Below are 14,723 nucleotides of genomic sequence, written 5' to 3'. Positions count from 1 at the left end.
AATACCTCCTTTCCACTGTAACGCCCTAATGGCTTGGTAATCAAGCCTTATTATCAGCCGCGACGACAATGTCATATCACCGGTGACTCCTGGATTGGCTAAAAAGGGTAAGATAGTTCTCGTTGGAGTGATAGCTATAGCCTTCATGGCACTACCATACATCGCACCCGTACTCCAGTCCTTCCTAGACCCTTACCATGGGGTGACAGGGGCAGGCCTTGCAGCCAGCCCTCCATCGGGAGAGCACAATATACTCGTCGTGGGTAATGCAACGGTCGTCTGGGACGAGCATGGAATACCCCACATCTATGCAACTACGGATGAAGCCGGAGTGTACGCCATGGGCTGGGTCACCGCTAGCATGCGCCTCTTCCAAATGGACCTCCTGAGGAGAATCGGGGAAGGGAACCTCTCGGCCCTCGTAGGGGAGCCCGGCTATGATAATGACGTGTTCATTAGGAGTATAGGGTTGAACCACGTCCTAGAGGAGACGTGGAAGCAGATAGTGGAGAGGCCCGAACTCCAGAAGCTGGAGGATCTGCTCCTGGCCTACTCGGCCGGAGTCAACAGCTACATAGACTATGCCATCGAGAACAACCTGCTTCCAGTCGAGTACAGGGTCCTGGGGTTAAAGCCGGTCCACTGGAGGCCCATAGACACGCTATCGATTGCACGCGTAATAGCCCTAGGTCTAGCGTGGAACGATGAGGACCTGGTGCTAGGCAAACTTGTCGAGAAATGGGGGCCCAGGATAATAGCGTACATGGATATACCCTACTGGAGGGGGACGAGCGTCCAGGCCAAGTGTAGTTACGCCACCAAGTGGGGCCAGGTCTCATCCAAGCCTAACGCCTACGACTACTCCTCCAGGAAGAAGCTGTCGACAGTGCCAGGCGATAAGTACACCCTACCAGACGTGGACCCTGTTCTAAAATGGATCGACGAGGTCAGGGGACTATGGTCTGTAGCGGCAATGGGGTTAGCCTCGAACAACTGGGTCGTCAACGGTAGCGTGAGCGAAACCGGTAAGCCCCTGCTCGCCAACGACCCCCACCTGCAGTTGAGCGTTCCCCCCATATGGTTCCTAGCCGAGATAAACACTCCCAGCTTCAAGAGCATCGGCGCCCTCTTCCCAGGGACCCCGCTGGTAGTGATAGGGAGGAACCAGCATTTGGCCTGGGCCTTTACGAATGTTATGGGAGACTTCACAGACTACTACTATTACGTCTGGAGGGGGGACAAGTACTACTACAGGGGCGAGTGGCTAGACGCCAATAAGACTAGCGAGACAATCCTAGTCTACAACCCAATCAAGAGGACCTACGAGAAGCGCGAGATCACAGTGCTGAGGACCATACATGGACCCGTCCTAGAGCGCGATGGCACCAGGTATGCCGTGGCCTGGACCGGGCTCGACGTCAGCTTCGAACTAGAGTTCTTCGTGGAGCTAAACAATGCGTCTAGCGTGAGAGAGGCTATAACCGCGCAGAGATGGTTCCACGTGCCCATCCAGAACCTAGTTGTAGCCGACGACCAGGGAGACTTCGCGTATAGTCCTGTCGGCGCGTACCCCGTGAGAGACAACCTGCCGGTGCTGCTGGACGATGTGGTTGTAGCCGGAGTCGACATGGGCAAGCTGGTCAACAAGGGCTACATACCATTTAACGGCAGTAGGGGCGAGGGCGAATGGACCGGGTACATGCCCAAGGAGGAGTTGCCCATCCTCTACAACCCACCGATCCCCTTCATAGCGACGGCGAACAGCAAGCCCTTCGACGGGAGCTGCGGGGACTTCATAGGATGGCATTACGCTGATCGATATAGGGAGGAGAGGATAAAGGAGCTACTCACGGAGGCGCTGGCTGACGGCGTAGTCACCATTGACGAGATGAAGAGTATACAGACCGACTACTACGACTTGAGCGTAGAGGACTACCTCGAAACCGCCATACTACCCTACGCTAGCGGCGAGTACGCGGAGATCCTCAAGGCCTGGCTCGCCGCAGAAGGGCCAAACATGGATAAGGACGAGTTCCAGCCAGCTATAGCCGTGGCGTGGATCTACTCCTTCCACAAGAACGTGTGGAAACACCTATACGGCGATGAGAAAGACCTCGGCTTCCTGAGATTCCACTACTTGCTAAGCATAGTGAAGGCCGCCGCCAAGGGCGACGAGTACGCGTTAAGCCTCATACCGGGCGGAGACCTCAAGGGCCTAGCAGAGGCTAGCCTCGACGACGCCCTAAAGCTTCTATCCAGGTACTTCGGCACCAGCGACTACCGCCAGTGGAGGTACGGAGACATACACTACTACCTGGTAGAGCATCCAGCCTTCCAGATACTCGACTACAAGAGGGTCCCAGCCAGCGGCGGCCCCTATAGTATAAACGTTGCCAGGCCAACTGTAGTCGATGCAAGCCAGGGCATGCCGGTGACCCATGGACCAAGCATCAGGCAAATAGTCGATTTATCCAGTACGGGCTACATGATATCGCTTCCAGGCGGGGAGAGTGGGAACCCCTTCAGCAAGCACTACCAGGACATATACCTGTACTACTGGACACGGGGCGAGTACCTTTACTACACTCTGGGCTTGGGGCCCAACGCGTACCAAGGGCCTAGCCTCGTATTCGATCGCGAAGGGTGATGCGCGATGAGTGGGTCAAGGCTTGGGATATCATGGCTTGTAGCTACCATAGCCTACATGTTTGGCTTAATGCTGCCGCCAGCCTATGGCCTAATAGCGGCCCCGGTGCTAGTGGCGGCAGTCGTACTTGCCGGTAGAATCGGGGCTAGAGATGCGGCTCTAGTGGGCTTCCTAGCAGGACTGGCCGGGTACGTGTTACTGTTGGGGGTGGCTGGTGGAGTCGATGGCGTGAGGATACTCGCTGGGATCGGGGGCCCCGTGACGGTGCTCGTAGCGTTCAGCTACCACCTGATCGTCCCAGCGGCCCTCTCTTATATAGTAGCGTCGCTCAAGGGCTAGGAGGGGCTTCAGCCCTCTAAACCTAGCTCTTTTTTAGCGGTCTCGACTAGCCCCCATACAGTGCCCATATAGAATACCTCTTTGACGATGGGGTTCGAGTGGTTGAATGCCCTGTTAGCATCGCTATTCCTGGAGGCTAGCACCTCTGCCACTCCGCCGACGTCCACTATCCCCTGCTTCACGGTCTCGCGGACTATCTCGTACCAGCTTGATAACCGTCTTTTCTCCCTGTCGATATACTCGACCGCGTCCTCGTCCTTAACCCCGTAGTGTGCCGGGGCAGGCCTCCTAGGGTTTAACGCCTTCATCTTCTCAAGACTCTTGAGGTAGAGCCCTGGGTGGAATGGCGGCGGAGTAGTTGGCAACTCCACCCTGACGCCGTCGATGACTATCGATACCCCGGCCGAGTCGCCAGTGAAGATCACCCCCTCGGGTTCAAGGAGTATGCTCATGTGGTGGCTCGCGTGCCCCGGTGTATGGTATATCCCTAGCGAGACCCCTCTTCCAAGGTCTAGCCTGTAGCCGTCCTCTACAGCTACAATGTTTTCGCTGGGAACGGGCACCGGCTCGCCGTATATCTCGGCCACCCGGCCTAGTACCACCTTGGCGGAGTTCCATAGCTTAGAGGGATTGGCTAGGTGCTTGGCCCCCTTGGGGTGTACTAGTATCTTTACGGAGGGATAATCGCGGGCTATATGGCCCGAGGCCCCACCGTGGTCTAGGTGGATATGGGTTAGTATTACATAGTCTGGCTCTATGCCGAGGGATTCCAGGGAGCGCTTCAGCCTTTCGTAGGAGTTCCCCGGCCCCGTGTCTATCACGGCGGTCTTATCCCCCGATACTATATAGGAGGCTATAAGATCGCTGCCCCACCCCGAGGGTGTCACGTCGACTGTCTCTACTATAGACTTCAAAGTCCTAATCCCCTCTCCGGGGATTGTTGGGGTTGGGCTTGATGGTTGATAAAGGCTAGTACTCAGCCGGGTACGCCATAGTATCTCATGGCAGAGTAGAACAGCAAGCCTCCCCCGATCATTTGGAGCACCATATTAGCGGCTAGGCTGTGGTATGGGATCCTAGCTATGCGGAACCTCCCCTTGACGACATATACTCCCGTTGGGTTTAGAGCGTCTAGCAACCAGTGGCTGAGACCCCCGATTATGGTTGCGGTGTAGATCTTATAGGGCTGGGGGAGTAATGGGGATGCGATGCCCCTTTGGATCAGCCAGGCCACCGCGATGGAGATCCCGATTATCCCTGGTAGGCTGTGGGTCACCTTTGTCCTCGCGGGGGGTCTGAAGAGCCTGTGGTCGTGGCCCATGATGTCGACCATGATATTTACGGTTGCCGAGGCAATCAATGACAGTATCCAGCACGTTATACTACAGTCTAGAAGGTAAGCGGAAGCCGCGCCAGCTACTCCAACGCCGAACGCTATATGTGTAGAGAGCCTCACGCTATGCCCGCCCGCTAGACTATATCACGGGCTACATTTTGACAAGACCTCCCCTATAATAATTCGAGGACGACCAGTATACAGCCACGGTGCTACCGCGGTGGAGGCCACAATCGGTCTAATACAGCTCAACGCCAGGCTAGATAAAGCGGAGTCGTTGAAGGCGGTTCGAAGGCTAGCGACTCGCATATCGGATAACAGCATAATAGCCATGCCGGAATACGCTATGTACGATCCCACAGGCGTCAAAGCGGAGGAGCTCAACAGGATAGCCGAGACTATGGAGGGTCCCTGGGTTGAGGGGCTCTCTGAGATAGCACGCAGTAAGGGTTCCTGCATCATAGGCACTCTCATAGAGCGGAACTCTAGGGGCAAGCCCTACAACACCGCCATCATACTCGACGAGCACGGAGAGGTCATAGCCAGCTACAGGAAGACCCACCTCTTCGACGCGCTAGGCTACAGGGAGAGCGACGTGTTCACGCCGGGCGAGAGGCTATTCAAGCCGGTAAAGGCCTGTGGTCTCCGGATCGGGCTGGCTATCTGCTTCGAGATAAGATTCCCCGAGATCCTCCGATATCAGGCCCTTAATGGGGCTGATATCGTCGTCATACCGAGCGCATGGTATACTGGCCATGGGAAGGAGGAGCAATACCGCTTTCTAGCCCAGGCTAGGGCCCATGAGAACACGATATGGATCGCCGCGCCCATACTATACGGGTCAAGGTTCACTGGGAGGAGCATGGTGGTGGACCCGCTTGGCGTAGTGACTGCCGAGGCTGGATACGGGGAGAAGGTGCTCCAGGCTAGAATCGACACCAGGGAATTGGAGAGGGCCCGGGAAATCCTACCGCTACTCGGCCTGAGGAGAACCGATCTATACAGTGGAATCGGCTAGCTTAAGGCCTGGAACGCCTCTACTTATAGTGGCCGCTGAGGGGTGGTGTCTCCGAGATGGTCTTCGCTGGCGATCTTCCCCCTTTTTGCCTGGAGAGGTGGCAGAGTGAAAGAGAGACGTCGGCCGAGATCCTCCTGAGTGAAAGTGGCGTGGACCCGGTTACTCTGGAGTACCTCAAGAGTATCGGTGTTGATGTAGACCTCTACTCCGTAGATCTCGGGTACGGGTGGACTAGGGGTTCTCCCGGGCTCAGAAAGAGGATAGCCGAGCTATACTCGGTTATCAACGAGGACCAGGTACTCGTCACGACTGGCTCCGCCGAAGCCAACCTACTGGCCGTGGCGACTATAGTCAAGCCAGGCGACATTGTTGTAGTCGATATGCCGAACTACATGCAGGTACACGGGCTACTCCAGGCCAGGAGCGCCGAGATATACGAGGCGTGGAGATCGCCCCAGAAGGAGTGGAGCATGCCGATAGAGGATCTATTAGAACTGTTGAGGAAGAGGAAGCCGCGCGCCGTCTTCGTAACAAACCCCAACAACCCCACCGGCAGGGTTGAAAGGGAGGCCCTGGAGAGCCTAGTAGAGGAGGCGGCCAAGCACAACACGGTAGTAATAGTAGACGAGGTCTACAAGGGGCTCGAACACTCCACGACGCCGGCTCCATCCATACTAGAGTACGCCAGCAAGTACAATGTGCCGGCGGTGTCGGTGGCCGGTCTATCCAAGGTCTACGGGTTACCCGGCCTGAGGATCGGGTGGATCGCTAGCACCGATAGCGGCATCATTGAGAAGGCCTGGTCCATCAAGGACTATACAACCATAAGCCCGCCTCGGCTCAGCGAGGCTGTAGCCGAGGCCGTTCTAAGCCCCTATATAAGGGGTAAGCTCGTGGAGAGGGCCCAGAGGATCGTTAGGAGGAACCTGGAGCTTCTAAGAGAGGAGCTAGCTGGGGCCGAGGGGCTGGTAGAGCCGTGGTGGCCTGAAGCGGGTGCCTTCATGCTCCTAAGGATACCGTGGGCTAGGGACACTCTTAGCCTGTCGCAGAGAATATACACCGATTATAGACTGCTTGTGAACCCCGGGGAATGCTTCGAGCTGCCAGGCGTCATCAGGATCGGGTTAGGGACTAGCGATGATGAGGCGTCTAGGAAGGCGTATTCCACGTTGTTTAAGGCATTGAGAGAGTTGAAGGAAAAAGGGGGTTAGCGTCTTAACCCTCTAGGGGGACTATCTCGTATGTCAGGTAGTTCTCTGGCTGCCTCCTCACTATCTCGACCCTGACCGGCATTCCAGCCCTCAGCTTCTTCGGGTCGACCTCCCTCACCCATGCGAGGACCTGGACTCCGTTCTTGAGCCTGACTATGCCTACCGTGTAGTCGTTGTAGTGGCCGAAGCTGTATGGCTTAACGTATATGACTGTCCACGTCAGCAGTTCTCCCTCGTTTGGTAGCTCGACCCATTCGACCTCGTCTTCTGGATCGTCTGGACAGTCTACCTGCGGCGGGAATAGTATCTTTCCAGTCTTCTTGCAGCGTGTGGCCAGTAGCTTGCCCTCCCCAAGGGCCTCGAAGAACTTGAAGGTCTTCTCTATGCTTATCAGGAATCTTAGCTTAATCTCCCTCTGGTCCCACCACATCCTCACGCCGGTCTTCTGGTCCATTAGCGCTGGTATGCCTATGCTCTCCTTCATCGTGTTCGCGAACTGGTCCATCTGGGCCAGGAACATGTCCGCCTGCTCCTTCTGGGTACTCATACTACACCACCTCCTAGACTAGACCGGGGTACGGGGCTTGGAAAGCGAATAGATTGTAACGTATGCGTAGTGGCCTGTCCCCCCGATGTTGTGCGCCAGCGCTCTCCCGTTCCTTATATCGGCTTGCCTGCCCTTCTCTACCTTGCCCAGGAGCTGGCGGGTTAACTCGACGGCCATGCTCACTCCGGTTGCCGCTAGCGGGTGCCCCTTGGCCTTCAGACCACCGCTTAGGTTGACCGGTATCTTCCCCCCGATATACGTCTGTTCATCGCGTATCAGCTTGTAGCCCTCGCCTGGCTTGGCGAAGCCCAGGTCTTCGTAGGCCAGTATCTCTGCTATTGTGAAGCAGTCGTGTACCTCTGCGACGTCGAGGTACTTGGCGGGGTCTTCGGGGTCTATGCCCGCCTTCTTGTAGGCGGCCTGCGCCGCTATCCTAGCAGCCTCCAGGCTAGTGAACTGGCTCCTCTTGGACAAGTTACTGGTGCCCACCGACACGCCTATCGACTCTATCCATACCGGCGTGTCGGTCAGCTTCTCGGCTATATCCTCGCTCGCCAATACCACGGCCGCGGCCCCGTCTGTTATGGGGCTGCAGTCGAACAGCTTTAGCGGCCAGGCGATGTACCTGGAGTTCATGCACATGTCCAGGGTTATCTGCCTTGGGAACTGTGCCTTGGGGTTCATGCTGGCGTAGTAGTGGTTCTTGACCGCCACCTTACAGAGGTCCTCCTCTGTGGCACCGTACTTCTGCAGGTAGGCTGTTGCGTAGAGGGCGTAGTAGCCTGGGAACGTCAGCCCGAAGTTCTCGAACTCCCAGAAGTAGTTCCCTGCCCTTCCAATGAACTCTACGACTGTCGGCGTCGGGCTCTCGTTCATCTTCTCTACTCCTACGACGAGTGCTATGTCGGCTTCCCCGGCGGCGATAGCGTCTCTTGCAGCCTTTATCGCGGCGCTCCCCGTGGCGCACGCGGCTTCAATCCTATACCCCTGCTTCCCTGTTAGGCCAGCGTACTCCATTACTACTACGGGGGCTAGGCCTTCGCTGCTCCACCCGCCGACGTAGCCCGTTACCACTAGGTCTATGTCCTTTTTCTCAATCCCGGCCTCTGCTATGGCCTGTTTTATAGCTTCGTACGCTAGCTCTGGGAGGTTTACATCGTTCCTGACGCCGAATTTAGAGTGGCCTGTCCCGACTATTGCTACTCTTCGACCCATAAGTTATCCCTCTCTCGAACCCACGTGGATCCTCACTCGATATAGCTTGGCTGTGCGACTGAAATCAATAGTTTAATATAGACACATACCCGGGATCCATGGACGTATTTTAAAGCACCGGAGGCCCGACTGGATCGATATAAATGCTTAATGAACCACTGGTAATGAACAAGGACGCTGTTCAATGAATAGAATCCCGGGGAGACCTTACTGAAGGCATGGATATGCATGTCCCGGGTGGTCTGAGATGGCTATATATGAGAAGGCGGCTGAGGCCTTCAAGGGGATCTTCGAGAAGGCTAAGGGTACCCTCCCAGAGGTGACCAGCTGGAAAAAGGTATACCAGTTCGTTGTAGAAGACACCGGAGAGGAGTTCTACATAGACATATCAAACGGCGAGATAAAGGTTGAGAAGGGCAAACACCCCAGTCCAATCGCCACCATAACAGGGACCGCCGAGGTCCTTGAGAAGATAATAACTGGGCAGCTAGACGCTATGGCGGCCTTCATGAAGAGGCAGATAAAGATAACGGGGAACGTCCTAGACACGATGAACCTAAAGAAGCTCCTAGATGCTGGCCTAAAGGGCTAGACAAAGGATACCTCGCCTCGATCAACCCTCGCAACCATATTTTCTCTCCCAACCCTCTTCACGAGCCCATACTTAACGCTCTCAGCCCGTAGAACCCCCGTGTCGCTGGCGTCAAAGAGCAACATGTTAGCGGGCACTCCCTCCTCGACGATCTTAGGCCTCATACCCACTATGCCATAGGGGACCACATAGACCGCCTTCATGACCTTGTCGGCGAGCCACTCCCCGCTGGGACCCTTCAGCCTCGCCAGAAGCACCGCCGCTTCGGCCTCACGCCAAGGGTCGGGCGGCATCCAGGAAGCGTTATCAGAGCCTAACCCCACTAGATCCAGCCTCGACAACGCCTCTCTCACAGGCGGAATGCCCAGGCCATGCCAGAGATTGCTCCTAGGGCATAGAATCAAAGCTACCTCCTTCTCAGCCAGCAGCTCTAGGTCGCTATCCGATAGATGGGTCCCATGGATGACGGCGTCGAATCCAGCATCTAGAGCCCTCTCTAGATCGCCCTGTAACCTGGCGGCCCGGGTCTCGGCTACGTGTGTGAAGGCTGGCCTCAGACTCCTCACCAGCTCGGTGAGTCTATCGACATCGTAGTCCAGGGGACTGGAGAGCCCTAGCCCGTCGCACCCGTCGGGGAAGCCTGGCCCAGGCCTACCAAGCACTACCACGTCGAGGCCCTCCGGTGTCCTCTCGACGGCCTTCTTGGATAGACTACACCCTACTCCCCCGCCCTCCCGGAAGTCTATGAGCAGGCCCACTCCATAACGCCATGCGAGCCTGTAGTACTCTGTTATCGCGTCCTCGATCCTCGACTGCGGTGTTGCCTGCAGCCTCCTGTGCTTCAAGCCCTGCGGCGGGGCCACTAGCCTGGAGAGTTCCTCTTCGACTCCGTACTCGGGGAAGGCGTGGTCCCCGCTGTGTGTATGGGCTAGGCCGGGTTGTGGAGTCACTACTATGTCGGGCCCTCCTATGTGGTTGAGGGGGCATGAATCGCCTCTGCCTATTTCAGCTATCATGCCCTCGTCTATGACAATGCATATGTCTCTCTTTGCTTCCAGGTCCGCGCCTACCAGTGCTAGTCCCGCTTTTATTGCCGTCTCTCTCGCCATCTCTCCCAGCACGTTTATTGGGGGTTTACGGCTCAACGATTAATAGCAGTATCTGGAGCCAGAGTTTAGTGTGGGATGGATAGGGTTGGCGAACCAGATAGAGGATGTTAAGAGCAGGGTGTTGCTCGGACAGTTTTCTATTCTCCTCTACTCTGTGGCGGCTGCTATCCTGGGCAGGAACTATAAGACCTTCATACTAGTGTTTATACTAATTATTATAATAAGCGTGTTGCAGAACAGGTCTGGAAAGAACCCTCTAGGCCAGGCCAGGGTCCCTCCCGAGGAGGTGCTGAAGGGGAGGAAGCTCTACGAGGAGGAAAACGCTAGGGAGCTGCAGACCAAGGACTTGGATATAATGAAGGATATGCAGGAGCAGTCGAGGTTCACCATGTACACGAGCATGGGGATGTTCATAGCAATGCTCTACTTCTTCCTGTTATGGAAGTATGTTGACACTCTCTACCAGTACGTCTCAGTCTACACGGGTCCGGGCAAGCTAGCGGAGTTCCTAGCCTTCCTCATATACTTCGAGGGGCTCTTCGTTATAAACCAGCTGGTGTACATATGGGCGCTGAGGAAGGTCGGCAAGGTGACGATGCTACAGCCGGCCCCCTCCTACACGGTCACCGACAAGGGTATAGTGATAAAGGGCCTAGTAGGTAAGACTGCCATAACATTCCCGCTACCAGACGACATAGAGGTCAACGTGAACGAGAAGAGGAAGTTCGTAGAGCTCGTGAAGAAGTCAAAGAGGACTGTCACAAAGCTGAGGTTCTACGCCAAGAACCCGAAGAGGCTGGCAGAGGTTATCAAGAGATATGGGGTTAGAAGCTAGGCCTCTTACGCCCCAGGTCGATATGCTCCTCCACGCCAGTTATCTTCAACCCTAGGTGGCCCGCGGTAGCATAGACCAGTTCCTTAGCCCTGGACACCAGCTCCAGTAGCCTCTGCTTGCCCGTGGCCTGGGCGTATATTCTGACCTTCGGCTCGGTCCCACTAACGCGTAGGAGTATCCAGCTTGAGTCGTCGTACGTTATCCTAACACCGTCTATCTCAAGTATGTCGACTGCTCCCTTCGCTAGGATGCTCTTAGCCTTCTCTTCGAGGACGGGATATAACTTGAGCTTGTCCTCGTCCTTAGCGAGCTTGACGTTTATCCTAGCCGATGGATAGAAGGGGAGCCTCTGCACCAGTGCGGCTGGTGGCTCCCCCTCCTCCATTGCTATACGGGCGAAGAGCGCTGCCTGGTAGATCCCGTCCACCCAGGGTCCCCAGGCCGGGTCAATCAGCTTCCAGGGCTCGGCCGCCAGTATGACTCCCGGGGTATCCCTTATCTTCTCGTGTAACTTACCTAGCTTGCTCCTTACGAGGCGCCCGCCTAGGCGTTCGACTATCTCCTCGACCTCTATCCCTACATCGACCGATACGACTACCGTACCCTTTCTCTCCCTCAGCTTCCACCAGGCGAAGAGTGCTATGATTAGGTCCTGCTTTACGAAGCCCAGCCCCGGGACTGCTATAGCCAGTCTATCGGCGTCTCCGTCGTGGGCTAGTAGCCCGTGGACGTTTAGCGTAGAGGTGGCGCTTATGTAGGGGCCTATCGTGTCGGGACGCGGCTCCGGGTGTCGGCCTGGGAAGAACCCGTCTTGGTGGCAGTTGAAGCTTATCACGCTACTCACGCCGGCCATGCGTAGTATCCTGGGGGTGACTGTGCTCGCCGTACCATTAGCACAGTCTACCGCGAGGCGTAGCTCTATTCTAGGCTTGTCGACCGTCACCATCTCTAGTATATCGTATACGTATTCCTCGACTATCTCATGGCCGTAGACTAGTCTGCCCACGTTATCCCATGAGGCGTGGAGCTTCTTCAAGTCCCCATTGAATATCAGCTCCTCCAGATCCCTCTCCATGGGAAGGGTGTACTCCATGCCCGTGGAGTCAAACACCTTTATACCATTGTCCGGGGGCGGGTTGTGGCTGGCAGTAACCATGACGCCAGCCTTAGACTTCGTCTCTGGAACAGAGTATGCCAACACGGGCGTCGGCACGAGGCCGGTATCGATCGCGTCTAGGCCGCCGGCCATTAGGCCAGCCGCGACTAGCTGGGCCAGTAACGGGCTTGTAGTGCGTATATCGTATCCTACAGTGGCCGAGCCCAGCCCCCCGACGTAGGCGGCGACGCTCAAACCCACCCTGTAGGCTAGCTCGGGGGTTATCTTCTCTAGGTAGCGTCCCCTTATCCCGGCGGTCCCGAAGAGCCTGGCCAAAGGGGTACTACCTCCTCTCCTTTACGGTGGAGAGGATTCCATCTCTAGGCCCGACGTAGATGGCGGCGAGATGGCCTCTCCGGTACTTTACCACCTTTATATAGACTAGTATGTCCGGGTTCGTTAGGTCCACGGGCCTCTCTATACCCTCAGCTATGACTTTGATCGAGTCGATTTTATGCATCAACTCGCCATTGTCATCGTATAGATGGCCGTCTAGCTTGATCGCGTAACTCCCCGGGGGCGCATCCTTGATCAAGCCGTGTACCGCTTCCTTAACATCGGATACCCTGGGGTATACGACTTCGTCGACCGGGATGACCCGGAGGATGGGGGTGCTGGCTGGTAGACTCCTCCTTAGTCTTTCAACACTACCCCTAGCGTCATCGACGCGTGCAAGTATTATGTTGGGGGCCCTGTGCACGATCTCTACGCCGTCTAAGAGCCAGTAGAGGTGCTTCTCGGCATCCCTCGCGTGGGGCCATCCCGGCAGGTGTGTTATGATCAGGTTGAAGGGTCCAGTCTTTATCCTAGCATTTCCCATCGAGTCACTCCACCGCTTTAGCTGTCCCCGACCCGAGTTGAAAAAGCTACCCTGCATCCATCGTTATCAATATATATGAATCTAGACGCCAGCGCAAACTACGGAGGCGTCGAGAATGCCGGGAAGAAAGCCAACACTCTACATGTCGAGCCCCGACGAGGTCAAGACCGGTGAAGCCACAGACATCTACTTCAAGAGGACGAAACGCATCATAGAGGAGGCCGGCCTCAGCGATCTAAAGGTTAGAATGGAGGTACACGCCTACTCCATGCCCAAGGGCTACGAGTGGGCGGTGCTGGCGGGGCTGGAGGAGGCTCTAGCCATACTAGAAGGCAGAGATGTGACGGTCTACAGCATACCAGAGGGGACTATATTCTACAAGAAGGAGCCAGTAATGGTCATTGAAGGAAGATACAGTGATTTCGCCGATCTAGAGACCTCGATACTCGGCGTGTTAAGGTTCTCCTCATCCATAGCCACCGCGACTGCCAGGATGAAGAAGCTCGCAGGGGAGAAATCGATACTCTTCTTCGGCCTCCGAGCCCTCCATCCAGCAGTATATCCAGCGGCCGATAGGGCCGCGTATATAGGAGGGGTTGATGGTGTAAGTGGCGTCCTAGCCAAGAAGTACCTAGGTGTGGAGCCGAAGGGCACCATGCCGCATGCATTGATAATCGCGTTCGGGGACCAGAGGAAGGCGTGGAAGTGGTTCGCCGACCTGTATAGCGGGGAGACTCCCGTGATCGCGTTAATCGACACGTTCGACGATGAGAGGGTAGAGGCGCGTCTAGCAGTCGAGACCCTGGGTGACAGGCTGTGGGGGGTCAGGCTTGATACCCCGAGTAGTAGGAGGGGTAAGATGAGGGAGATAGTGGAGGAGGTTAAATGGATCCTTAAGCTAGAGGGATACCCGGATGTCAAGATAATCGTGAGCGGAGGTATCGGTGAGAACCAGATAGTAGAGCTGAGGGACGTCGTCGACGGGTTCGGAGTCGGGACCAGCATCGCCGCCGCGCCCAGCGTCGATCTAAGCATGGACATCGTCGAGGTTGACAGGGGCAATGGATGGGAGAAGATCTCCAAGCGTGGAAAGCTCCCAGGGGCCAAGAAAATAGTTAGATGCAACGGTGAGAGACTAACCGTGTTCCTAGACGAGACCCTGGAGTGCGGAGAGGGCTACGAGGAAGTAACCGTAAAGTACATTGAGAATGGGAAGCTGGTAAGGAGCCTCCCAAGCCTAGACGAGATCCGTGGTTACGTCTTAGAGCAGTTAGAAGAGGTATCGTTGTAGGACCCTATAAACTATTCCTGTGCAAAGGACCTAGCGCGGGGAGCCTGTTTCCACTAACATACGAGTTAGGTGGGTTACGTTAGACCCTCTATACCGAGAACCCCTCGGCCTTCATGTGTGCCTTGATGATCTTGGCCAGTTCTTCCTTCGAGGTCTGCCCCAGTATCGTCTCCACGGGTTTACCCTGGCGGAAGATTACTATTGTTGGTATATGCTGTATGTTATACTTGTCGGCTAGGCTATAGGTTCTATCGACGTCGACTCTCGCGAAGGCGACGCCTGGCCTAGAGAGTTGAAGTGCTACTTCGCGGAACGACTCCAAGAACGATATGCATGGGCCGCACCAGTCGGCCGTGAAGTAAAGTACAACTACCTTGTTCTCGTCGACGAGCTTCTCGAAATCCTTTCTAGTGATTTCCGGCACGGGGTCTAGCGCCATCTTCTCGACATACCTTGCCCTGTCTTCTAGTTCGCGTGCGAGCCTCTCTGCTAGGTCTTTCACGTCGTCCATATCCTACCCCCGGGGGCTATGGAGGGTTAGAGGCTATAGTAGATATGTCTTGCCTACAACCGCGGCGGGGCTACCGAGACCACCGGTATCCTGGAG

General features: G+C 55.9%; 15 protein-coding genes. 7 read left to right on the top strand and 8 right to left on the bottom strand.

Annotated elements, in window-relative coordinates:
• Positions 1 to 94 precede the first annotated feature (94 nt).
• Both F7C38_04815 and F7C38_04810 read left to right on the top strand, forming a co-directional pair.
• On the top strand, positions 95 to 2,647 hold the full coding sequence (locus F7C38_04815; GenBank protein ID MCE4600870.1) for a penicillin acylase family protein: 2,553 nt from the start codon (positions 95 to 97) through the stop codon (positions 2,645 to 2,647).
• Between the two features lie 6 nt (positions 2,648 to 2,653).
• Positions 2,654 to 2,986 carry a hypothetical protein gene (locus F7C38_04810; GenBank protein MCE4600869.1) on the top strand — a complete coding sequence of 111 codons (333 nt, stop codon included), beginning with the start codon at positions 2,654 to 2,656 and terminating at the stop codon, positions 2,984 to 2,986.
• Between the two features lie 8 nt (positions 2,987 to 2,994).
• On the opposite strand, the gene F7C38_04805 is transcribed toward F7C38_04810, so the two are convergent.
• Together F7C38_04805 and F7C38_04800 are read right to left on the bottom strand one after the other, a co-directional pair.
• Positions 2,995 to 3,900 carry an MBL fold metallo-hydrolase gene (locus F7C38_04805; protein ID MCE4600868.1) on the bottom strand — a complete coding sequence of 302 codons (906 nt, stop codon included), beginning with the start codon at positions 3,898 to 3,900 and terminating at the stop codon, positions 2,995 to 2,997.
• Positions 3,901 to 3,962: 62 nt separating this feature from the next.
• Positions 3,963 to 4,442: a metal-dependent hydrolase gene (locus F7C38_04800; GenBank protein MCE4600867.1), complete on the bottom strand. Its 480-nt coding sequence runs from the start codon at positions 4,440 to 4,442 to the stop codon at positions 3,963 to 3,965.
• A 100-nt stretch (positions 4,443 to 4,542) separates the two neighbouring features.
• On the opposite strand from F7C38_04800, the gene F7C38_04795 reads away from it, so the two are divergent.
• Positions 4,543 to 5,340: a carbon-nitrogen hydrolase family protein gene (locus tag F7C38_04795; GenBank protein ID MCE4600866.1), complete on the top strand. Its 798-nt coding sequence runs from the start codon at positions 4,543 to 4,545 to the stop codon at positions 5,338 to 5,340.
• 56 nt (positions 5,341 to 5,396) lie between these two features.
• Positions 5,397 to 6,551 carry a pyridoxal phosphate-dependent aminotransferase gene (locus F7C38_04790; GenBank protein MCE4600865.1) on the top strand — a complete coding sequence of 385 codons (1,155 nt, stop codon included), beginning with the start codon at positions 5,397 to 5,399 and terminating at the stop codon, positions 6,549 to 6,551.
• A 4-nt stretch (positions 6,552 to 6,555) separates the two neighbouring features.
• Here the strand turns inward: F7C38_04790 and F7C38_04785 are convergent, their stop codons facing one another.
• Both F7C38_04785 and F7C38_04780 read right to left on the bottom strand, forming a co-directional pair.
• On the bottom strand, positions 6,556 to 7,098 hold the full coding sequence (locus F7C38_04785) for a Zn-ribbon domain-containing OB-fold protein (GenBank protein MCE4600864.1): 543 nt from the start codon (positions 7,096 to 7,098) through the stop codon (positions 6,556 to 6,558).
• A gap of 18 nt (positions 7,099 to 7,116) precedes the next feature.
• The gene (locus tag F7C38_04780) at positions 7,117 to 8,313 is read right to left on the bottom strand and encodes a thiolase domain-containing protein (GenBank protein MCE4600863.1); all 1,197 of its coding nucleotides are present in this window, start codon (positions 8,311 to 8,313) and stop codon (positions 7,117 to 7,119) included.
• 247 nt (positions 8,314 to 8,560) lie between these two features.
• On the opposite strand from F7C38_04780, the gene F7C38_04775 reads away from it, so the two are divergent.
• Positions 8,561 to 8,905 carry an SCP2 sterol-binding domain-containing protein gene (locus F7C38_04775; protein MCE4600862.1) on the top strand — a complete coding sequence of 115 codons (345 nt, stop codon included), beginning with the start codon at positions 8,561 to 8,563 and terminating at the stop codon, positions 8,903 to 8,905.
• Here the strand turns inward: F7C38_04775 and F7C38_04770 are convergent.
• Positions 8,902 to 10,014, bottom strand: a complete 1,113-nt coding sequence (locus F7C38_04770) for an amidohydrolase family protein (protein ID MCE4600861.1) — start codon at positions 10,012 to 10,014, stop codon at positions 8,902 to 8,904. The two genes, F7C38_04775 and F7C38_04770, sit on opposite strands and share 4 nt — an antisense overlap.
• 85 nt (positions 10,015 to 10,099) lie before the next feature.
• Between F7C38_04770 and F7C38_04765 the strand changes: the two genes are divergently transcribed.
• Entirely contained in the window at positions 10,100 to 10,849 is a 750-nt protein-coding gene (locus F7C38_04765) for a DUF2208 domain-containing protein (protein ID MCE4600860.1), read from the top strand.
• Here F7C38_04765 and F7C38_04760 read toward each other — a convergent pair.
• Positions 10,839 to 12,281 (bottom strand): phosphopentomutase/phosphoglucosamine mutase, encoded by a 1,443-nt coding sequence (locus F7C38_04760; GenBank protein MCE4600859.1) that lies wholly within the window; start codon positions 12,279 to 12,281, stop codon positions 10,839 to 10,841. The genes F7C38_04765 and F7C38_04760 overlap by 11 nt on opposite strands.
• A gap of 7 nt (positions 12,282 to 12,288) precedes the next feature.
• Complete coding sequence (locus F7C38_04755) at positions 12,289 to 12,825, bottom strand: THUMP domain-containing protein (GenBank protein ID MCE4600858.1); 537 nt, start codon at positions 12,823 to 12,825, stop codon at positions 12,289 to 12,291.
• 115 nt (positions 12,826 to 12,940) lie between these two features.
• Between F7C38_04755 and F7C38_04750 the strand changes: the two genes are divergently transcribed.
• Positions 12,941 to 14,116: a nicotinate phosphoribosyltransferase gene (locus tag F7C38_04750; GenBank protein MCE4600857.1), complete on the top strand. Its 1,176-nt coding sequence runs from the start codon at positions 12,941 to 12,943 to the stop codon at positions 14,114 to 14,116.
• 88 nt (positions 14,117 to 14,204) lie between these two features.
• Here F7C38_04750 and F7C38_04745 read toward each other — a convergent pair whose 3' ends face one another.
• Entirely contained in the window at positions 14,205 to 14,627 is a 423-nt protein-coding gene (locus tag F7C38_04745; protein MCE4600856.1) for a thioredoxin family protein, read from the bottom strand.
• Positions 14,628 to 14,723: the final 96 nt, after the last annotated feature.

This window comes from Candidatus Thermodiscus eudorianus (genome assembly GCA_015521085.1).
Classification (GTDB): Archaea; Thermoproteota; Thermoprotei_A; order Sulfolobales; family Acidilobaceae; genus Thermodiscus; species Thermodiscus eudorianus.
The sequence above is the reverse complement of the archived record's forward strand: the minus strand, read 5'-3'. Positions and strand labels throughout refer to the sequence as shown.